At 34.8% G+C, this 22,721-nt stretch carries 24 protein-coding genes; 10 read left to right on the top strand and 14 right to left on the bottom strand.

Annotation, left to right across the window (positions count from 1 at the left end; genetic code table 11):
- Nucleotides 1-5: 5 nt before the first annotated feature.
- From fliF to bioD, 13 genes are all read right to left on the bottom strand, one after another.
- On the bottom strand, nucleotides 6-1,718 hold the full coding sequence (gene fliF / locus M0Q24_RS06180) for a flagellar basal-body MS-ring/collar protein FliF (protein ID WP_295048512.1): 1,713 nt from the start codon (nucleotides 1,716-1,718) through the stop codon (nucleotides 6-8).
- Nucleotides 1,719-1,729: 11 nt separating this feature from the next.
- Nucleotides 1,730-2,824, bottom strand: a complete 1,095-nt coding sequence (hisC, locus tag M0Q24_RS06175) for a histidinol-phosphate transaminase (protein ID WP_295048509.1) — start codon at nucleotides 2,822-2,824, stop codon at nucleotides 1,730-1,732.
- On the bottom strand, nucleotides 2,814-3,902 hold the full coding sequence (pheA, locus tag M0Q24_RS06170; protein ID WP_295048507.1) for a prephenate dehydratase: 1,089 nt from the start codon (nucleotides 3,900-3,902) through the stop codon (nucleotides 2,814-2,816). Before pheA ends, hisC begins: the two co-directional genes overlap by 11 nt.
- A complete protein-coding gene (locus M0Q24_RS06165; protein WP_295048505.1) occupies nucleotides 3,899-4,675 on the bottom strand; it encodes an HAD-IIA family hydrolase in 777 nt (258 codons plus the stop codon). The genes pheA and M0Q24_RS06165 overlap by 4 nt, the downstream gene beginning before the upstream one ends.
- Nucleotides 4,676-5,884 (bottom strand): diaminopimelate decarboxylase, encoded by a 1,209-nt coding sequence (gene lysA, locus M0Q24_RS06160; protein ID WP_295048503.1) that lies wholly within the window; start codon nucleotides 5,882-5,884, stop codon nucleotides 4,676-4,678.
- A 78-nt stretch (nucleotides 5,885-5,962) separates the two neighbouring features.
- The gene (locus tag M0Q24_RS06155; protein ID WP_295048501.1) at nucleotides 5,963-7,033 is read right to left on the bottom strand and encodes an LptF/LptG family permease; all 1,071 of its coding nucleotides are present in this window, start codon (nucleotides 7,031-7,033) and stop codon (nucleotides 5,963-5,965) included.
- 47 nt (nucleotides 7,034-7,080) lie between these two features.
- On the bottom strand, nucleotides 7,081-7,638 hold the full coding sequence (pth, locus tag M0Q24_RS06150) for an aminoacyl-tRNA hydrolase (RefSeq protein ID WP_295048564.1): 558 nt from the start codon (nucleotides 7,636-7,638) through the stop codon (nucleotides 7,081-7,083).
- A gap of 2 nt (nucleotides 7,639-7,640) precedes the next feature.
- Nucleotides 7,641-8,177, bottom strand: coding sequence for a 50S ribosomal protein L25/general stress protein Ctc (locus M0Q24_RS06145; protein WP_295048499.1), 537 nt, complete (start codon nucleotides 8,175-8,177; stop codon nucleotides 7,641-7,643).
- A 54-nt stretch (nucleotides 8,178-8,231) separates the two neighbouring features.
- Nucleotides 8,232-9,419: a type IV pilus twitching motility protein PilT gene (locus M0Q24_RS06140; protein ID WP_295048497.1), complete on the bottom strand. Its 1,188-nt coding sequence runs from the start codon at nucleotides 9,417-9,419 to the stop codon at nucleotides 8,232-8,234.
- Nucleotides 9,416-10,396: a transaldolase gene (locus tag M0Q24_RS06135; protein ID WP_295048495.1), complete on the bottom strand. Its 981-nt coding sequence runs from the start codon at nucleotides 10,394-10,396 to the stop codon at nucleotides 9,416-9,418. The genes M0Q24_RS06140 and M0Q24_RS06135 overlap by 4 nt, the downstream gene beginning before the upstream one ends.
- Nucleotides 10,397-10,788: 392 nt before the next feature.
- Nucleotides 10,789-11,727, bottom strand: coding sequence for an aminodeoxychorismate synthase component I (locus M0Q24_RS06130; protein WP_295048562.1), 939 nt, complete (start codon nucleotides 11,725-11,727; stop codon nucleotides 10,789-10,791).
- A complete protein-coding gene (locus M0Q24_RS06125; protein WP_295048492.1) occupies nucleotides 11,717-12,592 on the bottom strand; it encodes an aspartate carbamoyltransferase catalytic subunit in 876 nt (291 codons plus the stop codon). The genes M0Q24_RS06130 and M0Q24_RS06125 overlap by 11 nt, the downstream gene beginning before the upstream one ends.
- Before the next feature lie 21 nt (nucleotides 12,593-12,613).
- Nucleotides 12,614-13,261, bottom strand: coding sequence for a dethiobiotin synthase (gene bioD / locus M0Q24_RS06120; RefSeq protein WP_295048490.1), 648 nt, complete (start codon nucleotides 13,259-13,261; stop codon nucleotides 12,614-12,616).
- A gap of 49 nt (nucleotides 13,262-13,310) precedes the next feature.
- Here bioD and M0Q24_RS06115 point away from each other — a divergent pair, with 49 nt between their 5' ends.
- From M0Q24_RS06115 to aat, 4 genes are read left to right on the top strand one after another with little or no spacing between them, the layout of a single operon-like run.
- Entirely contained in the window at nucleotides 13,311-14,546 is a 1,236-nt protein-coding gene (locus tag M0Q24_RS06115; RefSeq protein ID WP_295048488.1) for an aminotransferase class I/II-fold pyridoxal phosphate-dependent enzyme, read from the top strand.
- Nucleotides 14,547-14,548: 2 nt separating this feature from the next.
- On the top strand, nucleotides 14,549-14,848 hold the full coding sequence (locus M0Q24_RS06110) for an ATP-dependent Clp protease adaptor ClpS (RefSeq protein ID WP_295048486.1): 300 nt from the start codon (nucleotides 14,549-14,551) through the stop codon (nucleotides 14,846-14,848).
- 1 nt (nucleotide 14,849) lies between these two features.
- The gene (gene clpA, locus M0Q24_RS06105) at nucleotides 14,850-17,039 is read left to right on the top strand and encodes an ATP-dependent Clp protease ATP-binding subunit ClpA (RefSeq protein ID WP_295048484.1); all 2,190 of its coding nucleotides are present in this window, start codon (nucleotides 14,850-14,852) and stop codon (nucleotides 17,037-17,039) included.
- Complete coding sequence (gene aat, locus M0Q24_RS06100; protein ID WP_295048482.1) at nucleotides 17,020-17,709, top strand: leucyl/phenylalanyl-tRNA--protein transferase; 690 nt, start codon at nucleotides 17,020-17,022, stop codon at nucleotides 17,707-17,709. Before clpA ends, aat begins: the two co-directional genes overlap by 20 nt.
- Here aat and M0Q24_RS06095 read toward each other — a convergent pair.
- Nucleotides 17,702-18,385 (bottom strand): transposase, encoded by a 684-nt coding sequence (locus M0Q24_RS06095; protein WP_295048480.1) that lies wholly within the window; start codon nucleotides 18,383-18,385, stop codon nucleotides 17,702-17,704. The two genes, aat and M0Q24_RS06095, sit on opposite strands and share 8 nt — an antisense overlap.
- A 61-nt stretch (nucleotides 18,386-18,446) precedes the next feature.
- Between M0Q24_RS06095 and M0Q24_RS06090 the strand changes: the two genes are divergently transcribed.
- From M0Q24_RS06090 to M0Q24_RS06065, 6 genes are read left to right on the top strand one after another with little or no spacing between them, the layout of a single operon-like run.
- On the top strand, nucleotides 18,447-19,103 hold the full coding sequence (locus tag M0Q24_RS06090) for a DUF4198 domain-containing protein (RefSeq protein WP_295048478.1): 657 nt from the start codon (nucleotides 18,447-18,449) through the stop codon (nucleotides 19,101-19,103).
- Complete coding sequence (locus tag M0Q24_RS06085) at nucleotides 19,100-19,528, top strand: LPXTG cell wall anchor domain-containing protein (protein ID WP_295048476.1); 429 nt, start codon at nucleotides 19,100-19,102, stop codon at nucleotides 19,526-19,528. Before M0Q24_RS06090 ends, M0Q24_RS06085 begins: the two co-directional genes overlap by 4 nt.
- Entirely contained in the window at nucleotides 19,512-20,495 is a 984-nt protein-coding gene (locus tag M0Q24_RS06080) for a transporter (protein ID WP_295048474.1), read from the top strand. The genes M0Q24_RS06085 and M0Q24_RS06080 overlap by 17 nt, the downstream gene beginning before the upstream one ends.
- 9 nt (nucleotides 20,496-20,504) lie before the next feature.
- Complete coding sequence (locus M0Q24_RS06075) at nucleotides 20,505-21,146, top strand: energy-coupling factor ABC transporter permease (RefSeq protein WP_295048471.1); 642 nt, start codon at nucleotides 20,505-20,507, stop codon at nucleotides 21,144-21,146.
- Nucleotides 21,139-21,672 carry a hypothetical protein gene (locus M0Q24_RS06070; RefSeq protein ID WP_295048469.1) on the top strand — a complete coding sequence of 178 codons (534 nt, stop codon included), beginning with the start codon at nucleotides 21,139-21,141 and terminating at the stop codon, nucleotides 21,670-21,672. Before M0Q24_RS06075 ends, M0Q24_RS06070 begins: the two co-directional genes overlap by 8 nt.
- A complete protein-coding gene (locus tag M0Q24_RS06065) occupies nucleotides 21,665-22,444 on the top strand; it encodes an ABC transporter ATP-binding protein (RefSeq protein WP_295048467.1) in 780 nt (259 codons plus the stop codon). Before M0Q24_RS06070 ends, M0Q24_RS06065 begins: the two co-directional genes overlap by 8 nt.
- The last annotated feature ends 277 nt before the right edge of the window (nucleotides 22,445-22,721 follow it).

The following is a 22,721-nucleotide window of genomic DNA, read 5'->3' as shown; positions in this document are numbered from 1 at the left end:
ACTATCTACCTCTTTTCTCTTACATAAGGTTGTTCATCTTCACCAACCAATAGAGATTGAAGAAGAGCTGCTAACTCTTCTGGCGCATCTTCTGCCATGTTTCTAACTTTTTCTAGAAGAACTTCATGCTTTAACTCATCTTCATTAAAGCCTTCTCCAACACCTAGTTGACTCTCAACTTTTTTACGCATCAGTTGAACTTTCTCAACTAAGTCCTCTTCTTCATCATCTTCTATCTCAAGTGATGGACGGGTTAAATCATCATCCTCTTTTGAAACTTCAAGCATTCTAAGTGCAAACGGAGAGATAACTTTTTTGTAGAGTATTAGAAGCAAAATAACTACAAATAGATACTTAAATAACCCAGAAAATGGTGCTATGTAAGTTTGAGAAAATGTTAAAGCTCTTGACACCCCATCAATCTCACTCAAAGTTGCATCTCTTTTAAACTGGAGATTTTTAACACTTACCTGATCGCCTCTTGCCTCATCTATGCCAATAGAACGGCTAACAAGTGAAGAGAGTGCTTCAAGATCACTATCTTGAAGCGCTAAATATTCAAGCTCATTTGTTGGTTTATTTGCTTCATCTAACTTATACTTATACTTTCCATCAACTATAACAGCCGCACTAATCTTTTTTATACGAGCAAATTGTGACTTTGTAGTTGAGACTGTTTTGCCAACTTCATAGTTAGTAGTGCCACTATTTTTTTCATATTTTTCACTAGTTTGGTTACTTCTTAAGCCTTCTACTGGACCTATATTACTAACAGTCCCAGGAACTCCTCCAACTTCTGCTGGTGCACTTCCTTCTCTTTTTTCTTCACTTACCTGCTCACTTCTTACAACATTTTCAGGATCAAATGTCTCAGAAGTAGAATTTTGAATTGAGAAGTCAAAGTCTATATTTACTTGGGCTACAACTTTTTCTGTTCCACCTACAAACGGAGAGATAACTTGCATAATTTTTTGCTGTCTTTTTCTCTCTTCCTTTGTTTTATATTGCTGTTGTACCACCGAGAGTTCGCCCATTTGAGCCATCTCATCTTCATCACCTAAAGTCTCCCCATCAGAGTTTACAAGCATCACGTTTGAAGATTTCATCTTGGGCACTGCTGAGGCAACAAGATTTTTTATACCTCTTATTTGTTTAGATGAGAGCTTTCTTCCATCAACTAAAGTCACCATAACAGAGGCACTTGGATCTACTTGTTTAGCGATAAAGAGTGTATCTTTTGGAAGAGCCAAACTAACACTTGCCGACTCTATTGGAGCTAATGCATTTATAGTTCTTGAGAGTTCGCCCTCTAAGGCTCTGAGATATTTGATATTTTGATCAAAACTAGTAGCTCCAAACTCTTGAGTATCAAAGAGTTCAAAACCAACGCCAGTATTTTTAGGAATGCCCATAGACGCAATGGTTATACGCTCTTTATAGACCACATCTTTTGGTACTTTTATTATGTTGTTGTCTTCTAGTTTATAAGATATTCCATCTTTTTCTAACTGATCAACTATCTTAGCTGCATCTTGTGAGCTTAGAGAGTTAAATAAAATCTCATAATCATCAGCCGTTTTCTTCTTAGCAGTATAGACCACCAAAAAAATTAAAAAAGCAACTATCCCTACGATAGCCATAGCAATAATAGCTCTTTGTTGCTTAGTAAGCTTTGTATAAAGAATAACTAGCTGAGAAAAAAGTACTTTAAAATTCATCTACTTCCCGTTTATAATATCTCTTGTATCAGCTCAAAAAAGCGGCTGTTTTGCTCTTTTGTTCCAATTGTTACCCTAATAGCATTCATGTTATAACTACTTAAATCTCTTACAATCATCCCTTTTTTCAAAAGCAAATTTGCGATTTGTGAAGAGTTTTGGCTCGGATTTAGACATAAAGTAACAAAATTTGTATAGCTCTCAATTATATCTATTTTTTTCTCGTTTACAAACTCTTCATAACGTTTCATCTCACTAAAGTTAGCAACTACACTATTTTTAACAAATTCTTCATCACCAAGAGCTACTTTTGCAGCTTCAAGTGAGAGCGTTGTAACATTAAATGGAGGTCTAAGTTTATATAATTCTTTTATAATATTTGAACAAGCTAGTCCATAACCAATTCTCATACCGCCAAGTCCATAAGCTTTTGAAAAAGTTCCTAGGTAGATTACATTTTCAAACTCTTCTATAAGCTCTTTTGGCTTTACCTCTTTTTTTGAATCCTTAGAGATTGCATACTCCATATAAGCACCATCAATTACCACCAAAGTATCACTATCTATCTTCATCAAAAAGTCAAATAGTTTTTGTGCATCTATCGCATCACCTGTTGGATTGTTTGGTGTACATATGAAAATAATAGAAGGTTTTTCTTTTTTATAGATCTCATAAAATTCATCTAAATCATGCTCCTGTGAAACAGTTCGCAAAATCTCAGCTCCAACATGCTTAGCGTAGATCTCATACATTGCAAATGTGATAGAGTTCATAAGAATCTTCGTACCCTCTTGTGCTTTTGCATGAATTAAAAACTCTATAACTTGATCACTTCCTGAGCCAATGATTATATTTTCATCTTTTAAATCAAATCTTTTTGCAAGTGCCGCTTTTAAATCCATCATAGAGTCATCTGGGTAGAGTGACATTTTTGTTAAAATATTTGAGACAGCATCTTTTACTTTACTAGAACATCCATAAGGATTCTCGTTAGAGGCAAGCTTTACAATATCTTTTGGTTCAATCCCAAACTCACGCACTACAAGCTCTATAGGCTTTCCAGCTTCATAGTTTTTAATATCTTTCATCTTAGTATTAAATTTCATCTTCACCCTTTACATAACTTCCAAGCCAAGTCACCTCAGCGTCATGCTTTGCTAGCACTTTTTGAATATGAGCCTCATCAATATGCCCATAAAAATCTATATAAAACCAATAACCAAAACCTACATTACCTTTTGATGGACGAGATTCTATCTTTGAAAGATTTATATTTTCATCATCAAAATCTTTTAGAAAATGCACTAGTGAACCGGCTTCTACTGCATCTTCTAGTTTTACCAAAATAGAGGTTTTATCATCTCCACTTATAGCGTTTTTAAAGTCACTTAAAATAACAAAACGAGTAGAACTATCATGTTCATCTTCTATATTTTCAAACATTGTTGGAACGCTATAGAGTTTTGCTGCTATGTGAGAACAGATAGCAGCTGAACTCTTATCTTGTGCTGCAAGTATTGCAGCTTTTGCAGTTGAGTCAACTGGGATCTGCTCAACATTTACAAGCCCATGTTCAGATAAAAATTCTCTACATTGTCCAAAACCTTTATCTTTTGAGTAGATTTTCTTTACATCACTAAGCTTTGTTGCCTTTGTGACAAAAGACATATGTATGGGCATATAGAGCTCTGCGACTATTTTCACACTACTCTTTGCAAGCAGATCTAGAGTCTCCCCAACTATTCCATCTTTTGAGTTTTCTATCGGCACTACTCCAAACTTAGCTCTTTTTGCTTCAAGAGTTTTAAATACCGAATAGATAGATCCTAGTGAGAGGTAGTCACTCATAGCACCAAAACGGCTCTCTGCGGCTTGATGTGTGAATGTTCCCTCAGGTCCCAAGTAGGCTATGAGTTCTGGTTTTTCTAGGTTTCTTGAAACTGCAAAGATCTCTAAAAATATAGCTGCAATAGCACTTCTATTTAGTAATCCACTAGATTCTTTACTTTGAGCCTCAAGCCTGTCAATGATGGCTTTTTCTCTCTCTGGTCTATAAATAGCGCCGCCAGACTCTTTTTTTATCTCGCCTACTCTGTGAACTACTCTCATTCTCTCATTGAGTAGATCTAGCATCTGTGAATCTAACTTATCTATAGCTACTCTACAATCATCTAAGCTCTTCATAGCTCCTCCAAAATCTCTTGCATATCTGCATAGGTTTTATCTGGTCTTAGGGCTGGATCTAAAAATGGAACTATCTCTGCTTCATTTTTATACTTTCCACTTGTTACAAAAAAGGTCTTTATTCCCATCTCTTTTGCTCCACAAAGATCTCCTTTAACATCATCGCTTATCATAGTAATATCACAAAATCTAGCTTGAGGATTTTGTTTTTTTAAACCACTCAAAGACTCTTCATAAAAAGCAACACTTGGCTTTCCAACGACTTCATAACTAGTAGAAGTTGCAAACTCTAGCATCTTTAAAATCGCTCCAACTCCAGGGTATCTCTTAGAGTTTTTTGCATAGATAGAAGTCTCATGCATACCAACTAATTTTGCACCCCCAAGTAAAAACTCTATCATCTGCGCATAGTCTTCATTGGTAAAATCTTCTTTAATAGCCAAAAGAACTGTTTTTGGATTTTTATAGTCTAAGCTGTATCCCATACCTTTGAGAGTTTTTAAAAATTCATCAGCACCATAAGCAGCAACAGAGTCTTTTCCTACGCGAGACTCAAGCATCATAAGTGGATCTAGATACTTATCAAAACTAAAATTAAAACCTTGTGAGATTAAAAAATTGTAAAAATCTTTTGATGCCCTCTTAGTGTTGTTTGTTACAACCATATATGGAATATTTTTCTCATTACATCTCTTTATAAACTCTATACTTCCACGAATCGGAGATTTATCCTCATCGCTTATAAGTGTGCCTTGAACATCTATAAAGTACATCTACTCTTCCAAAAATTGTTTTTCTAAGGCTATGATGTCTTCAAACTCTTCTCGCTCTCTTATGAGCCTATCTTTGCCGCCTTTTACCGCAACTTCAGCACTTCTACCTCTTGTATTATAGTTACTTCCCATACCAAAGCCATAAGCTCCGGCACTATGAATAACTAGTAAATCATTTCGTTTTACTTCTGGTAGTTCATAGTTCTTTGCAAAAAAGTCTCCACTCTCACAAACTGGACCGACAATATCTACCACTTTAGTTTTACTCTTATCTTCTACTAGTGCTTCTATCTTATGGTAAGCGTTGTAGAGACTAGGACGAAGCAGGTCATTCATAGCGCCATCAACTACCACAAACTTCTTATCTCCATTTTGTTTTTCATATAAAACCTTAGTTAAAAAGTATCCAGCATTTGCAGTTAAAAACCTACCTGGCTCGCAGATGATTGTCAGATCTAGTCCCTTTATAGCGCCAAGAATAGCTTGTGCATAATCATATGGTTTTATCGTCACCTCAGAATCATAAGTCACACCAAGTCCACCACCAATATCAAAAAATCTTAGTTCTATATCTATGGCTTCAAGTGAGCGAACCATATCTGCTACAATAACTGCTGACTCATAGATTGGCTCTAAGTGTGTTAGTTGTGAGCCTATATGAAAGTGGATACCTACAGGATCTAGTGAAGCAGAATTTTTAGCTAAGATATACATTCTTTTAGCGCTATTTATATCTACTCCAAACTTGTTGTCATGTAGTCCTGTTGAGATGTAAGGGTGAGTTTTTGGATCTATATTTGGGTTTACTCTCACACTTATACGAGATACTTTATCCAACTCTTTTGCGATCTGCTCTACACGAAATAGTTCAGCTTCACTCTCTACATTTATATATAAAATATCGCTTAAAATCGCTTCTTTGATCTCGTTATCACTCTTTCCAACACCCGAAAAGATAACTCTATACGGTGGAATTCCAGCCATTAAAGCACGACGAACTTCACCAATAGAGACACAGTCCGCCCCACTTCCCAGATCTCCAAAGTGTTTAACCACGCTAAGATTTGAGTTTGCTTTTACAGCGTAAGCTAGGATTGATTTTCTGCCTTTAAATGCCTCTTTTAGCTCTTTATATCTCTCGCTCATATAATCAAGATTATAGACATATAGTGGTGTTTTGTATTTTGATGCTAATTGTTTAAAGTTCATATGAAATTTCCAAATAATTTTTAAGTGATTTTATCCTATAAGTGCTTATGTTTTTGTTATGTCAAAACAACTATTACGTCATCTTCTTAAGCGATACTTTCGCCATTGTCGCAAGGCTATTAAAAAGAGTATAACCACAGGGGCTACAACTCCAACCTCACTAGGTATTATTTTGTTGTTTGATATCTCTATAAGCATAAACAAAACTCCCCAAAAAAGCAGAGTTGCAAGAATCGCACCAAAACTAAAAAGAGATACATTTAAAAACCTAACACTAATTGGAACAAAGAAAAAGATGATTACAACCAAGCAAGGAACAAAAAATGGATATATAAAAATTTTATAGAGCGCTCCTTTTATAGCACTTATATTTATATTTTGATCTTTTAGTAAAAAGAGTGCATCTATGGCATCTTTTATAGTAAAGTTTACCTTCCCCTCATATACTTGATCTAGCATCTTAGGTCTAAAACCTTCTAGTATTTTCAATCCTTTGCCCTCTTTTATCCTCATACCCGGAGAGTCAAAACTCATATCATCTGGTTTTGTAATGATGTCTGCTTTTCTTATATACCAAGAGTCATCTCTATAAACAGCAGATGATGCCACTATGACTTCTTTTAGGACATTGTCTTTGATAGTAAAAACTCTAATACCTTTAGCTTTCTCTTGAAGAGGTAGCATCTCGGAGAAGTATATATACTTATCTTTGTGTGTAAAGAAGAGATCTTTTGTAGGGCTTAGATATGCTGAATTTTTTCGAATATTTTTAGAAAACTCTTCTGCACGAGAAAAACTAGAAAGGGAATGAAGCGATATAAACAAAACTATAACAAGAGTTGAAACTACAACAAAAGGTCTTAAAACATCAATTCTTGAATAACCTAGGGAGTAAAAGGAGACTAAGGCATTTGAGCGAATAAGAAAAATCTTTGTAGAAATCATCGCAAAAATCAAAGAGAGTGGTAAGAGCATATCAATGGCAAAAAAAGCCTTATACACAAGGTAGATAAGCATTAAGTTAGCAGATTCAGATAGGGAGTCAGCATTATCCATATAATCAAAACCGACTAAAAACATCACTAAAGCACTAAGTATTATAAAGAAGAATTTCAAGTAATGAAAAGAGATATATTTAAATAATAGCAAATTATTCCTTCTCAAAAAATGAGTCTAAGAGTATTAAAAATTAAATCTTATTTTAGCGAAAATTGTTTAACTGAGTACTTTGAGCTAACATCTTCAAGAGAAGAAGTCTCTAAATGCTCTATAGCTTCACATACATGGGTTATCCAGCTAGATAAATGCTTATTTTCTTCTTCGTTAAAATCACTTAAAACATAAGATGAAACTTCGCCTTTATGCTCTGGCTTTGATATGCCAAGCCTTACTCTTGCGTACTCTTTTGAGATCTTCTCATCAGTTGATTTTAGTCCATTGTGTCCGCCATGACCACCACCTCGCTTAAAACGAACGGCTCCAAAGGGCAGATCTAAATCATCATGTATTACAAGCACATCATCAATCTTATAGAAGTTTTTTACAGCAGCAATTGAGTTACCAGAGAGGTTCATAAAGGTAAGTGGTTTTAATAAAAAATGATTTGAAAACTTAAAGAGTTCAGCGTTAAATGACGAGGAAGATATTTTTTGAGCACTATTTCTTCGAACTAGCTCATCTATAACCATAAACCCAATATTATGGCGATTTTTAGAATATGCCGGGCCAGGATTACCCAGTCCGACTATTAGCATCACTACTTAGCTTTGATAATACTTACTACTGCAACACGATCAGCATCACACATAACTACATTAGGAATAGCTATAAGATCACGAACAAGTTTAGAATCACCTACGTCCATCTTAGTAACATCTATCTCAAACTTACTTGGAACATTCTCTATAGCTCCCTTTACAGTTAAACGAGGTTTAGCTTTGTGAACAAGACCTTTGTTTTTAAGACCAATTGCTTCACCTACTGGAACTACTGGAACATTGTAAGTAGTTACAACACCTGGTTGTGCTACCATTAAATCAACATGTAGTAAAATACCTGTCACAGGATGTGCTTCATATGATTGAACTACAACATTCATCTCTTTACCACTCACTGAAACTGGAAATGCTAAAGTATCTTTGTTGCGAACAGTACGGATATATTCATTCATTTTGAATGCAGCATTGATATTCTCAAGCCCTTTTCCGTAGATGTTAGCAATTAGATATCCATCACGACGAAGAGCCTTAGTGCCCTTTTTGCCAATACTCTCTCTAATTATGCCTTCTAACATATTAAATCCTTAATTAAAAAATATTTGGAATTATACACAAGTAAGCTTTAAATTCTACTTTAAATCGAAGATATCTTCTTCTTGATTTAAATCTGTCTCTTTGCTATTACCTGAATTTGGATTTTTTGTAGTCTTAGAAGAGACTAGTCCACTCATTCTAAGCTCCAAATCAGATGCACTTGTTGCATTATCCTTTGCTTTTTCCTTTGTTATAATGCCACTGTTATAGAGCTCTAAAATATGTTGATCAAAACTTTGAGATTTATAGTGTTCTTTACCTTTTTCTATTGCATCTTTTATCTCATAATCACGATTTTCCATAATTAGTTTTTCAATAGTTGGGGTGCGAACTAAAACTTCCATAGCCGCTACCCTTCCACCATCTATTGTAGGAATGAGCCTTTGTGAGATTATGCCTTGAATTACACCTGAGAGCGAGAGTCTTACACGGTTTTGCTCATCTGTTGGAAAAGTTGAGATAATACGATTTATCGTCTCTTTTGCATCTATGGTGTGAAGAGTTGAAAAAACTAAGTGTCCTGTATCTGCAGCGTGAAGTGCAAGGTTAATTGTTTCACGATCTCGCATCTCTCCAACTAAAATAATATCTGGATCTTCACGAAGAGCTGCACGAAGAGCTTTATCAAATGAGAGTGTATCTTGTCCAACTGAACGTTGATTTATAATACAACCCTTATCTTTGTGAACAAACTCTATAGGATCTTCTATAGAGATGATATGCTTTTTCTTTGTTAAGTTGATCTCATTTATTAAAGCGGCAAGCGTAGTTGATTTACCACTACCCGTTACACCAGTTACAAGAACTAGCCCTCTCTCTTTGTTTGCAAGCTCTCTTACAACTTCAGGCATCTTCAACTCACTCAAAGTTGGGATAGTGATAGGAATAGCGCGAAAAACGGCAGAGACTCCATCCATCTGAAAAAAAACATTTACACGAAAGCGATTTCTCTCATCAAATGGATAGACTAGATCTATCTCTTTGTTCTCAACTAACTCGTTAAATCTTCCCTTTAGAAGCTCTTTTGCAAATGTTAAAGCATCCTCTTTGGAAAATATATCTCCTGCAAACTGAACAATGTTTCCATTTATTCTAGCTCTTATAGCCGAGTTTGCTTTTACATGAAGGTCACTTCCCTTTAACTCTATCATCTTTTTAAGATATGATCTTATTCTATTTAGCTGGGCAAAAGTTAACTTTGAGACATCAACTTCATTTTTCATAATGACTCCAATATGTCTTTAAATGCTTCTTTAAAAGAAACAAGTCCATCTTCAATCTGCCCATCGAGCACCTCATCTAGATCTATTCCAGCATCTTTAACTCTTTTAAAATGCTCTTTTATAATGTTTGGATCTATTGGCAAAGTTTGCTCTTTTATCTCAGTTTCATCAAAAGCTTTTATGGTCTCTATTGGTGCGGTATTTACGCAGTTGTATCCGAGTAGTTTATCTACATAGTAAGAGGCTTCAAGTGTGTCATCTTTTACACCAGTACTTGCAAAAAGAGCTCTACAACCCTCTACATTCATCTCTTGTATAACACTATATATGTCAGCTGAGTTGTAGATCCCACTAAGAGCGACTTCAACTCCTGCTTCTTTTAACCTTGCGTCTATAGCGCGATCTACTCTACTTACAAAAATGCTAATTACGCTATTTACACTTTTTTTGTACCTTTGAAGTCCTCTCTCAATTGCTTTAGCACAAGAGATAGCTTGATCTTTTTTAAAGATAAGTGTTGCATTTACAGGGATGCCATCTGCGACAAGCTCTTCAATGGCAATATATCCAGCAGTTGTAGCTGGAACTTTTATCATCACATTTTCTCTACCTATCTCACAAAAAAGTCTCTTACCCTCTTTTGTGGTAGCATCTGCATCATCACAAAAAAATGGATCAACTTCTATGCTTACATATCCATCATCACCTTTGTCATAGAGTGGTTTTAAGATATCTGCTGCTTTTTGAATATCAAATATTGCAACTGCTTCATACTTTGCTTTAGGATCTTGTCCCTTTAATGATGCGAGTTGCTCTTTATATGCACTAGAAGTCAAAATTGCACTCTTAAATATTGCTGGATTTGAAGTAGCACCGTTAATAGTGCCATGTTTTACAAGTTTTTTAAATTCACCATCAAGATAGTCTCTCTCAATAAAATCAGCCCACAATGAAAACTTTAATTCTTCTATATACATTTCAAATCCTAAATATTTTTTTGTTCATTATAGCCCAAATCTTCTCAAACTTTTTTAAATTAATAAAAACGATAAGATGAAGTAGCAAAAGTGCGTATAAAACTTCACTGTTAACGAAGATTCTCAAATGTGTTGCGTTAAAATATAGATAACTCTCAAAAACCATATCTTCATATATCTGAGTATTTGTAAAAATCAATACTAGCACTAAAAACATAAAAAGAATTAGATAAGAGATATTTTTAAAAAATCTATAAACTCCATAAGAGATAAAAAATAGAATCACAAAATAAAGAGCATAATATCCCAAAATAAAAAGGTGTAGTAAACCTAGATGAAAGGCTATTAAGAGTAAAAAATATATAAAATTTTGTGTAATATTTCTCATAGACTTAAGGAAGATAGATCTTGTCTCTGAGTTCATCATATTCAAGTTTTGCCTCACTATCTAGTGTGATACCTCCGCCACTTTTATAAACATAGGCATCTTTGTTTTTCTCAATAAAGCGAATCATAACGCCACTATCAAAACTCTCTCCATCATAAAGACCAAAGATCCCACTAAAAAAATCTCTTTCATAAGATTCTACTTCTTCTATAATCTCTAAAGTTTTCTTTTTAGGCGCTCCACTTATACTTCCAGCAGGTAAAAGCTTTTGAACTATGTCTCCCACTCTCTCATGCCAAGAAGATCCTACAAACCCACTAATATGAGAGCTAACTTGTAAAAGTTTTTTCTCTCCAGCATCTATCATCTCAACAAATCTAAATTTTTCCACTTTTATATCTTGCGCGACCATAGAGAGATCATTTCTAAGCAGATCTACTATCATAGTATGCTCAGCAAATTCTTTAGCATCACTTAGAATTTTATTTTCTGCATTTTCAGTGGATGCATCAATAGTACCCTTCATTGGATAAGTGTGGATGTACGAGTCTTTTATTGTGATGAATCTCTCAGGTGAAAAACAGACAAATTCATCTTTGTACCTTAGTTTATACTTTGCATTAGCATTTTTATAGATCTCTTTAAGAGTAAGCCTTGAGGTTATTTTAGTGGGTGCGGTTAGGTTTAAAAGATAGGTATTTCCAGACTTTATATGTTCTATAACTTTGTCAAACTTCTCTTTATAAGCTTTAAAGTCAGGTTTCTCTTTGACAAAGATCTCGTTGTGTTTTTTAAAAGTATACTCTTGATCTATAGAAAATTCAATATCATGAAGATGCAAATCAGCGAGCTTTATAACTTCAACTTTTGAAGCCAAAAAGTCACTTATAACTAAAAAAGGTACTCTTTTTTTTCCAAGTGCGTTTAGTTTTTCAAACATTATAAATGAGTTTTTTTAAAACCGCCATTCTAATTGAGACACCGTTTGTAACTTGCTCTAGTACCTTGCATCTCTCATCTGCAAGCAGTGCATCGCAAATATCTACATTTCTATGAACGGGTCCAGGATGCAGAAGAACTATATCTCTGTCTCCTACTAGATCTGTTGTGATACAAAAGTCACTAGCGTAATCTTTTAGTGAAGCATAGCTCTGTGAAGAGTGTCTCTCTGTTTGAGTTCTAAGACTCATAATAACATCAACCTCATCTATGATTTCTTTTAAGTAGTGAGTAGTTCTTAATTTTGTTTTTGGTAAAAAGTGCGGAGGAGCGACCAAGATAACTTCCATGCCAAAGCGAGTTAAAAGCTCTATGTTTGAGTTTGCAACTCTTGAGTTTTTTATATCTCCAACTATGGCTATTTTTTTGCCCCCTACATCTCCAAAGTGCTCTTTTAAAGTAAAGAGATCTAGAAGTGCTTGAGTTGGATGAGCGTGAGCACCATCTCCCGCGTTTATAATGGCAGATCTGGTGTGGTTTGAGAGGATTTTTGGCACACCTGCATTTTGATGGCGAACTATCATAGCGTGTGGATTCATTGCATCAAGATTCATTGCAGTATCTACTAAAGTCTCGCCCTTTTGTGTTGAGCTTTTTGCAACATCAAGATGAACAACTTCAGCACCAAGCCTCTTTGCAGCTATCTCAAAAGAGCTTCTAGTTCTAGTTGAATTTTCAAAAAAGAGTGTTATAACAATCTTGTCTTGTAAAATTCTCTCAAATAAACCCTTGTTAAACTCTCTTGCATCTACAAAAAGAGCTTCTATCTCATCAATGCTAAAGTCATCTGTGCGTATTAAATGTTGCATATTCATCTTTTAAAATAAAGTTTAGAGATTATACAAGACATCGCAAATAGTGTCAATATTTTCTTCAACTTTCATAACTTCAAATCCACTCTTTAAAAAGTAAGGTAAAGATATTACCTCAAAATTCTCATCTTCCTCACGGCAGTTAAATGCAACTTGATGTTTTATCTTGGCATCTTCTAAAACTCTTTTACTAAGCAGTGTATCGTTTATGCATCCAAGTGAGCAATGAGTAACTAAAAGAGCTGAAGCGTTAAACTCTTTTATGAGATCTAGCATAACAAGATCTGCATCTACTGGAACAAAAAGCCCTCCAGCACCCTCAATTATGAGAATATCACAATATCTTTCTAGTTTTTCTATAGATCTCTTAATTTTGTCTAGATCTAGTTTTTCACCACCCGATGCAACAAAGGGAGAGGCTGGTAGCTCATAAGTTATGGGCACTATATCTTCTATGGAGAGCTCATTAAATTCAGAGTTAAGCTCTTTTAAAACACTAAAAAGCTCTTTCGCATCTTTGGCATCTGCATCTATCACTCCAGTCTCAATGGGTTTTATAGCGCCAACTCTAAAACCGCGACTTGCAAACTCTCTTAAAAGCAGTTTTGTAGTGTAAGTCTTACCTATATCTGTGTTTGTGGCTGTAACAAAAATTCTTTTTTTCACATTTATCTCTACTTTGGTATAATCCCTTACAATTATATAAGGCATATTAATGAATCGTTTTGAAGAGTATTGTACCAAATTTGTCCAAGCAGTGGGAAGTAAAGATGGGGCAGTAAGTCCTGCTATAACATCTTCTGCATCTTTTTCCTACTTGACACCTGAAATTGCCGAGGGCATCTTTGATGGAAGTATTAAAAAACCACTCTACGCTCGCATGGGAAATCCAACAAATGCAAGGCTAGAGTCCATAATGGCAGAGATGGATCGCGGAGTCGGTGCAATTGCTACAAGTTCAGGCATGGGAGCTACAACACTTGCTGTTATGTCTATTGTCTCAATGGGCGATGAGATCATCTCTATAGGAGGTCTATTTGGTGGAACTTACGCTTTTTTTTCAGAAACTCTTTCTCGCTTTGGGATTAAGCCACATTTTTTTGATGTTGATGACTTTGACTCAATTGAGAATGCAATAAATGAAAACACAAAAATTATCTTTTTAGAGAGCGTTGGAAACCCAAACATGAAGCTTCCAGATATTAAAAAAATAGCTTCTATTGCAAATAAACATGGTGTTCTTCTCATAATTGACAACACTACAACTCCTCTTTGCATCTCACCGCTGGTTCTTGGAGCTGATATTAGTGTTTATTCAACTACAAAAATTATCTCAGGAAACTCATCTGCTCTTGGTGGTTGCGCAGTTTTTCGTGCAATTAATGAGGGCGAGGACAAACTAAAATCTCCAAGATATGAGTTTTTGCAAAAGTTTATCAAAGGCACAGGCAAAATAGCACTCTTTGCAAATGCTAAAAAAAGAGCTTTAAGAGACTTTGGGATGAGTGCTTCTGCACATGCTAGTTATCAGACGATGTTAGGACTAGAGACACTTCCTCTTAGACTCTCAAGAATATCACAGAGTATAGAAGTGGTAAGCTCTGAGCTAAGCAAAAATGGGCTTGATATAAATCATCCTTCTCTAAGCTCACACGAACATCATCAAAGGTATTTGAATGATTTTAAAAATGGATGTGGATCTCTGTTTTGTATAGACTTTAAAACTAAAGAAAAAGCATTTGAATTTTTAAACAAAACAAAACTAGCTACTCTAACTGCTAACATTGGCGACAGTAGAACGCTAGCTCTTCATATGGCATCTACAATCTACAGGGATTTTGATGAAGCAACGAGAGAGTTTTTAGGTATATCTGATGGTCTTGTTCGCGTATCTATGGGACTAGAGAATCCAAAAGATATTATAAAAGATTTTCTACAGGCGAGCAGATAGAGATGGCAACAAGAGTAGATTTAGAACAAGAAACTATAGTAGAAATCAGATATCCTAAAAAATACAAGGTCTATTTACTAAATGATGACTATACTTCAATGGACTTTGTGGTCGATATTCTAATTAGCATATTTCATAAAAGTCTCTCAGATGCACAGCAGACTATGCTTGAGATTCATAAAAAAAATAGAGGTCTTTGTGGTATTTATACTCATGAGATAGCCGAGACTAAGGTTATGCAAGTGCATAAAAAAGCAAAAGAGAGTGGTTTTCCACTAAAAGCAGTAATGGAAGAAGAGTAAAATGATAAGTACTAGTTTAAATGATATATTTCAAAAATCAATTTTATATGCAAAAAGTTTAAGACATGAATACCTCACAATTGAGCATGTTTTTTTTATACTACTAAACTCAAAAGAAGGTTCAGACATCATCAGAGCGTGTGGTGGAGATATTGAGTTGATGAAAGAGGCTCTAGGCATCTACATCTCAACTAGCATAGATCCTCTTCCTTTAAATATCGATCAAGATCCATATGAGACTGTAGCACTATCAAGACTCATTGACAATATGATTATCCATCTTCAAAGTGCTGGACAACAAAATGCAGATGTGGGAGATTTATTAGTTGCTTTATTTGATGCGCAAAAGAGCTTTAGTTACACTCTTTTAAGTGAGCATGGTATATCAAAACTAGATATCTTAGAGCTAATCTCGCATAGTGAAAATAAAGAGACTAAAGTTGACGAATCATTTTTAAGTAAGTTTTCTATAAATCTTTTGCAAAAAGCTAAAGAGGGTAAGATAGATCCTGTAATTGGAAGAGATAGTGAAATAAGCAGAGTTATACAAATACTTTGTAGACGCAAGAAAAATAACCCTATATTAGTTGGTGAAGCTGGAGTTGGAAAGACTGCAATTGCTGAGGGCTTGGCTCTAAGCATTGTAAGTGGTGAAGTACCAGAGATTATAAAAGAGGCTGAACTCTTCGCACTAGATCTAAGTGCCATGTTAGCTGGAACGAAGTATAGAGGCGACTTTGAAAAGCGTTTAAAAGGTGTTATGGATGAGTTAAAAGCACATCCAAATGCAATTTTGTTTATAGATGAGATCCACACTCTAATAGGTGCGGGATCTACAAGTGGAACTATGGACGCAGCAAACCAGTTAAAACCTGCTCTAGCTTCTGGTGAGCTAACTTGCATGGGTGCTACAACATTTGCAGAGTATAGAAATAGTTTTGAAAAAGACAAGGCTCTTAGTAGAAGATTTTCTAAGGTCGATATTGACGAACCATCTGCAAAAGTGAGCTATAAAATACTTCAAGGACTAAAGAGCAGATATGAAGATCATCACAATGTAACTTATACACAAAAGGCACTAAAGAGTGCAGTAGATCTATCAAAAAGGTATATAACAGATAGATTTTTACCTGACAAAGCAATAGACATTATAGATGAGACTGCCGCATCTTTTCATCTTAAAGATAGAAAAAACAGAAAAGTTACAGCTCTGGACATAGAAAGAACGATCTCTAAAATTGTAGGCATTTCAAACTCTAAAGTAAGTAAAGATGAGACAAACGAGCTTATAAACTTAGAGAGCGAACTAAAGTTAAGAGTTATAGGTCAAGACAAGGCAATAGCAGAGGTTACAAAAGCCATAAAAATCTCTAAAGCAGGTCTTACTCCAGCAAACAAACCTATAGCTTCATTTCTTTTCTCAGGTCCAACAGGAGTTGGTAAAACTGAACTAGCACACTCACTAAGCAAAGTACTAGGTGTAAATTTTGAGAGATTTGACATGAGTGAATATATGGAAAAACACGCTCTCTCAAGGCTTGTTGGAGCACCTCCTGGATATGTTGGTTATGAGCAAGGTGGACTTCTAACAGAGGTTATAAAGAAACATCCTTATACAGTTTTACTTCTCGATGAAATAGAAAAAGCTCACCCAGATCTAGTAAATATTTTACTTCAGATCATGGACAATGCAACTCTAACTGATAACAACGGATATAAGGCAGATTTTCAAAATGTTATTCTCATTATGACTTCAAATATTGGAGCGAGTGCGAGATCTGTTATGGGATTTAATAAAGATATTTCAATAGCTAAAGATGAAGAGTTAAAGTCATTTTTTACTCCTGAGTTTAGAAATAGATTGGATGCTATTGTTGAGTTTGAACAATTGAGTTTAGAGACCGTAAAAGATGTAGTAGTTAAATTTATTAACGAATTAAATGGTGACTTGAAAAAGAAGAAAGTGACTATAACTATCTCAGAAAATGCAAGAGAATTTATAGCTAAAAGTGCTTACTCAAAAGAGATGGGGGCTAGACCATTAAAGAGATATATACAAGATAACATCACTAATAAGTTAAGCGATGAAATACTCTTTGGTAAACTAAAAAATGGTGGTAAGGTTGAAGTTGGCTTTAAAGACAAGCTCATACTAAGGTTTAAACAACTAGATGATTCCAAAGCTAAATAAGTATACGTTAGACTTCCCTGATGCAAGAGATGCTAATGAAGATGGCATCGTAGCATGGGGAGGAGATCTAAATCCATCAAGACTCATAAGAGCCTATCAAAATGGGATTTTTCCTTGGTATAGCAAAAATGATCCCATAATTTGGTGGTCAACAAACCCCAGACTTATTTTAGATCTTGACGATTTTAAACTAAGCAGATCTTTAAAAAAAAGTATGAAAAAATTTGAGTATAAGTTTGATACAAACTTTAGAGATGTAATGATGCATTGTGCAAAAACTCCACGAAAATCTCAAGAAGATACTTGGATACAAGATGAGATCATAGAAGCTTATGAAGAGTTACACCATTTGGGTTTAGCACACTCTGTGGAGACCTACTATGAGGGAAAATTAGTGGGTGGACTTTATGGTGTAGTTGTCGGTGGAGTCTTTTGTGGAGAGTCTATGTTTAGCCACAAAAGCGATGCATCAAAGTCGGCTTTTGCTATGCTTGTTAAACATTTAAAAGAGTGGGGTTATGATTTTATAGATGCTCAAGTACCAACAGAACATCTTAAAAGTTTAGGTGCAAAAGAAGTCTCAAGAGAGTACTTTTTAAAAAGGCTTAAACAATCAAATATGCAACAAATGGATCATATTTGGAGCGTTGAGACAGCTTTATTTACATAGTAGATCTACTTCTCCATAGATCTCTTAAAATCCCTCTTTGCTCTTTTTTTGTATAGTTAAATTTAAATTCCGCTTCTTTTAAATAACTTAAAAAATATTCACTTTTAACACCTTTATACGGTGTTATAAAGATTTCAAAAAATCTCCAAAATTTTGTAATTGTACTCTCATTAGTTTTTAGTTTAGAGATACGGTTCGTTAACATAAATTTTTTGAACTCATTTTTATGTGCTACTTTTGATTCTGCATCTTCAACTTTTGTCCCAAACCTCTTTAATGATGGAAGCAAAAATGTATATACTTTCTCCTCATATGCAAAAGTTATAAAATTTTGTGATTGAATAATGCTAGAGTAATCTTTTTTTTTGCTTTTACATATATACATATACTCTTCAAACTCATCAAATCTCTCTCTTTTGTACTCATAATAATCATGCGAATGGCGAATAAGTAGCTTTCGCATATACTCATATCTGTTAAAAACTACTTGATAACTAAGATCTAGTTTTATGGCACATGCTCTTGCTGTGGCTGATTCTACAAAGGTATCAACTACATTAAGATCACGCTGTAATTTTAAAAGACTATATTTTTTTGCACATGAGGAGCATTTAACCACTCTATTTTTAAGCTGATATAGCCTGTTATTACAGTAAAAACAAAGCTTTTGTTCCATTTCTAGATAAGACCTCACTTTTTTTAGAATGATTTTACCATTTATATCTCATAATCTCGCCATGATTAAAAAAATAATAATAACACAAGCACTTATATACTCACTCTTCGCTCACGATATGTGGATCGATGACGCACTTGTTGTTCACTATGGACATATGCATATGAATCATTCGCATGGAGAAGAAAAAGAGATAAAAAAAGAGGATATCGATAGAGTTTTTTGCTCTAGCAATTTAGGAGTTTTTGAGGTAGAGAGTAAAGAGTTAAAAGCTAATTGTGACACTCTCTTTGTACTTTTAAATGAAGTCTACTATACAAAAACACCATATGGCACAAAAAAGCAGTCAAAAGATGAAACTAAGATGGCAATAAGTAGCTTTAAGAGTATAGAGTCTGTTAAAAGGATCGATAGTGATGACTCTGAGCAAATTTTCAACAAGGGACTAGAATTAAGTCTAACCAACAAGCTCTCAAATATAAAAGTAGGAGATAAAGCGAGATTATTAGTTACTTATGATGGCAAATCTAGAGCTGGTGTAAGTGTGGCATATGCAGACAAAGTTAAGGGTGTTAGCGATAAAGATGGAAAGATAAATATACGGATCCAAGAAGCCGGACTTCAAAATATAAAAGCCTCTCTAACGCTTAAAGGTGATGGCATTAAGAGTGATGAGATTATACACTCAAGCACACTAAATATAAAAGTTTTAAAATGAAAACAATCTATTTGCTAGTTATTTTTACAACGCTTCTTTTTTCGCATAATCTTAATCACACTATCTCAAAAGAGCAGAGTGTAGTTGTCTCTTTTTCATTTTCACAAAAGGATGATTTTTCATTTCAAAACTATGAAGTATATGCACCCAATAGCGAGATTCCATTTGCTGTTGGCAGATCTGATGCACTCTCTCGTGTCTCTTTTTTGCCAAACATTGATGGAAAATGGAAAGTAAAAGCATTTTCCGAGGATGGGCATGGAAAGATTGTTGATATAGAAGTTGGTAAAGATATGCAAGCTCAAGTTGATACAAACAGTAACAATACACTTCTAAAAGCACTTATTGGTCTCATGATACTTCTTGGTATTTTTGGACTAATTTACATTAAAAAAAAGGATAATAAAAATGAAAAAATGCAATAAAATCTATGCTATGCTTTTGGCACTCTCAACAAGTGCTTTTGCACACCATGGGGTTCCATCTATCAGTTTAGCAGGAGTAGAAGGTCCTGGTGCACCACTTGAGACTACTTCATCTTCAACTCTGCCAGAGGGTTCGCTACTAGCTTACTTAAAAGTCGATCATGCAAAATATAAAACATATACTAGTGCGCGAGACGGTGAAGCAGAGTCAAGTGATTATTTTATGTATGGTTTGGGTTATGGGTTTAACTCATATTTTAGCGCCTATGTTTTTGTTCCTTACTATGTAAAATCGCAAGATGATGCTTTTAGCACATCAGGTTTTCACGATATTTCGTTTCAATTTGTATTAGGTATGAAATATGATGATGGACTAATGCTTACACCAGGCAGTGAGAGTTTAGATGACATGCAAGATTGGCACTTTACAACATCGTTTAGTTTTACTCTACCAACAGGAAAATCTGATGCTACAACTGCTGATGGATCACTAATCGATTCAGGTATGCAAACTGGCTTTGGAGAGCCATCTTTTATGTTTGGGGTTAGTGCTACAAAGTGGTTTGGAAATGACTGGACTCTAGTAGGAGATATGTCGTATAATACATTTTTAGAAAATACTCATTTTGATGGCACCAAAGTAGATTTTGGAGATGAATTTAGAGTAAACACAGCGCTGAGTTATATGCTATACTCAAAACCAGCTAGTAAATTGCGTTTGGATTTAAATATCGAAGCAAATTACATGCATCTTGGAAGAGATATAGAAAATGGCAGGGGAGCTGAGGCAACAGGTGGCGAGATGATATACTTAACTCCAGGAGCAAGACTCTCTTATAAAACTACTTCTGTAGCAGTTGGCGTTAAAATACCAACATGGACAAATTTAAATGAAGAAGATCTACAACAAGGGGCTGAGGGCAAAGAGGATTATAGACTTCTCTTTACATTTAGCTCACTCTTTTAAGAAGTAAGAATGCATATACCTGATGGCTTTATATCTCCACAAACATATATCCCAGCAATTGCCATCAGTGCATCTCTCTTAGCTCTAGCATATAAAAAAGTAGAGATAGACGCTGAAAAAATTCCTCTAATTGCAGGAGTAAGTGCCATCTCTTTTGTGATGATGCTCATAGCTATTCCATTTCCTGGTGGAACTACTATGCATCTAAGTGGAATAGCCATAATCTCTTTGCTTTTTGGCCCATGGATAGCTTTTAGTTCTATCTCTTTGGTTTTGCTCATTCAAGCACTTTTGTTTGGAGAGGGTGGAATCACTTCATACCCAATAAACATTATAGCGATGGGATTTGTTGGGAGTTTTAGCTCCTACTTGTTTTATAAGCTTTTTGCATCTAGATCAAAAAACATTGCGATATTTATGGCTGGATGGAGTAGTATATTTTTCCCATCAATAATCATTGCCCTTGTTCTTGGTATTCAACCACTTATTGCGTCTGATGGCGAAACTCCTCTTTATTTTCCTTTTGGACTTAGCGTTACACTACCCTCTGTAGTTATTCCACATATATTTATAGCCATAATTGAAGGTTTGGTTACACTAAGTAGTGTGAAGTTTTTACGAACTCAGTTTAGGAGTGTTTTTGGTGAGTGACAGATCTTGGCTCATTACCTATGGAGTTGTTGTATTGAGTTTGGGTTTTGTTCATAATGAATTCATTATGCTCTCAAGCATAATTATTACCATGGTTCTTGGAGGTAAAGCAAGATTCAAAATTTTCAAAAAAGCACTATTAGTTATTGCTCTTTTTAATCTTAGTATCTCACTTTCTTACATAATCTATAGCTTCTTTATACCTGTAGATAGTTTTGCACTTGTTCTTATAAACCTTAGAGCTTTTGCAATAACTTTACTGACATTTACTCTAGTTAGGCGCATAAATTTACATAAAGCACTAGAATTTAGCAAAGTTTTAGCCATTTTGTATGGTTTTACTTACGCACAAATTATACTACTTAAAAATATGCTACAAAACTACTACGATGGACTTAAAAGTAGAGGAGCATCACTAAGTAAAAAACAGATCCAGCCACTACTTAGCACTCTTTTTGCTACAATGCTCCACAAATCAAGCGAGCAAAGTATGGGACTTCGCTCAAGAGGACTAATAGATGATTGAGTGTAAAAACCTCTCCTACAACTACCAAGACTTTCAGCTAAACGAGATAGAAGTTTTAAAAGATGTTAGTTTTAAAATAGACAAGGGCGAAAAAGTACTTCTTCTTGGAATAAACGGCTCAGGAAAATCAACACTTCTTAAACTTTTAAATGGTCTTTTGTATGCAAAAAGTGGAGAGTTTTACTTTAAAGAGAATCTTGTAAATAAAAAATACCTAAAAGCAAACTCAAAAGAGTTTAGAAAAAGCATCTCATTGCAGATGCAAGATCCATCTTCCATGCTTTTTAATCCAAGTGTATATGATGAAATAGCCTTTGGGCTTAAGCACTTTGGCTTTGATAATATAGAAGATAGAGTGCACCACTATGCAAAAGAGTTTGATATAGAAAATATTCTAAAATCAAGCCCACTCTCACTTAGTGGTGGACAAAAACAAAAAGTGCTTTTAGCATCCTTGCTTTGCGCTGAACCTGAGGTCTTACTACTAGATGAACCAACAGCCCATCTAGATCCACCAACTACAGGCTGGCTAGTGGAGTTTTTAGATTCATTAGATGTTACAGCCTTAATATCAACTCATAACATCAGTCTAGGAAAAGAGTTAGCAGATAGAGCTATTGTTATTGGAGCAAATCACGAGATTATTTACGACGGAAGAGTAGATGCACTTTTAGAAGATATGCCAACACTTATAAAAGCGCAATTAGTCCATAAGCATAAACATAACCACGAAAATGTAGAACATAAACACTATCATCTTCATAGTTGGTAGTAATAGTCTAGAACTTCTTAATTATAGGCAAATTAATTTCAAAAGCTTTACTCCTAGGAATAATAACTAAATCCCTCCACTATAAGCTTCTCATATCCTATAGCTAACAATACTTGAGCTTCATATAGCTTTTACATCAGTCGAGTCCGAACTAGTTCCAATGCTCTGCGTTGGAATTCATATATACTTAAGTTGACAGGAGTAGTTGTTATTGATATGGTAATAGTTACTATTCAGATTGTCATATTGTGATAAGTTGATTATTAAATAGGCGAAG

It is taken from the genome of Sulfurimonas sp., assembly GCF_023228785.1.
Classification (GTDB): domain Bacteria; phylum Campylobacterota; class Campylobacteria; order Campylobacterales; family Sulfurimonadaceae; genus Sulfurimonas.
The sequence above is the reverse complement of the archived record's forward strand: the minus strand, read 5'-3'. Positions and strand labels throughout refer to the sequence as shown.

What these genes read in the sequence shown, in the direction of transcription:
- M0Q24_RS06145 (WP_295048499.1), bottom strand. Translation starts at nt 8,177, where the DNA reads ATGTTAGAAGGCATAATTAGAGAGAGTATTGGCAAAAAGGGCACTAAG.
- lysA (WP_295048503.1), bottom strand. Translation starts at nt 5,884, where the DNA reads ATGAACTTTAAACAATTAGCATCAAAATACAAAACACCACTATATGTC.
- M0Q24_RS06075 (WP_295048471.1), top strand. Translation starts at nt 20,505, where the DNA reads ATGCATATACCTGATGGCTTTATATCTCCACAAACATATATCCCAGCA.
- clpA (WP_295048484.1), top strand. Translation starts at nt 14,850, where the DNA reads ATGATAAGTACTAGTTTAAATGATATATTTCAAAAATCAATTTTATAT.
- M0Q24_RS06090 (WP_295048478.1), top strand. Translation starts at nt 18,447, where the DNA reads ATGATTAAAAAAATAATAATAACACAAGCACTTATATACTCACTCTTC.
- pheA (WP_295048507.1), bottom strand. Translation starts at nt 3,902, where the DNA reads ATGAAGAGCTTAGATGATTGTAGAGTAGCTATAGATAAGTTAGATTCA.
- M0Q24_RS06135 (WP_295048495.1), bottom strand. Translation starts at nt 10,396, where the DNA reads ATGTATATAGAAGAATTAAAGTTTTCATTGTGGGCTGATTTTATTGAG.
- M0Q24_RS06125 (WP_295048492.1), bottom strand. Translation starts at nt 12,592, where the DNA reads ATGCAACATTTAATACGCACAGATGACTTTAGCATTGATGAGATAGAA.
- M0Q24_RS06095 (WP_295048480.1), bottom strand. Translation starts at nt 18,385, where the DNA reads ATGGAACAAAAGCTTTGTTTTTACTGTAATAACAGGCTATATCAGCTT.
- M0Q24_RS06165 (WP_295048505.1), bottom strand. Translation starts at nt 4,675, where the DNA reads ATGTACTTTATAGATGTTCAAGGCACACTTATAAGCGATGAGGATAAA.
- pth (WP_295048564.1), bottom strand. Translation starts at nt 7,638, where the DNA reads ATGCTAATAGTCGGACTGGGTAATCCTGGCCCGGCATATTCTAAAAAT.
- M0Q24_RS06115 (WP_295048488.1), top strand. Translation starts at nt 13,311, where the DNA reads ATGAATCGTTTTGAAGAGTATTGTACCAAATTTGTCCAAGCAGTGGGA.
- M0Q24_RS06140 (WP_295048497.1), bottom strand. Translation starts at nt 9,419, where the DNA reads ATGAAAAATGAAGTTGATGTCTCAAAGTTAACTTTTGCCCAGCTAAAT.
- aat (WP_295048482.1), top strand. Translation starts at nt 17,020, where the DNA reads ATGATTCCAAAGCTAAATAAGTATACGTTAGACTTCCCTGATGCAAGA.
- fliF (WP_295048512.1), bottom strand. Translation starts at nt 1,718, where the DNA reads ATGAATTTTAAAGTACTTTTTTCTCAGCTAGTTATTCTTTATACAAAG.
- M0Q24_RS06110 (WP_295048486.1), top strand. Translation starts at nt 14,549, where the DNA reads ATGGCAACAAGAGTAGATTTAGAACAAGAAACTATAGTAGAAATCAGA.
- M0Q24_RS06085 (WP_295048476.1), top strand. Translation starts at nt 19,100, where the DNA reads ATGAAAACAATCTATTTGCTAGTTATTTTTACAACGCTTCTTTTTTCG.
- hisC (WP_295048509.1), bottom strand. Translation starts at nt 2,824, where the DNA reads ATGAAATTTAATACTAAGATGAAAGATATTAAAAACTATGAAGCTGGA.
- M0Q24_RS06080 (WP_295048474.1), top strand. Translation starts at nt 19,512, where the DNA reads ATGAAAAAATGCAATAAAATCTATGCTATGCTTTTGGCACTCTCAACA.
- M0Q24_RS06065 (WP_295048467.1), top strand. Translation starts at nt 21,665, where the DNA reads ATGATTGAGTGTAAAAACCTCTCCTACAACTACCAAGACTTTCAGCTA.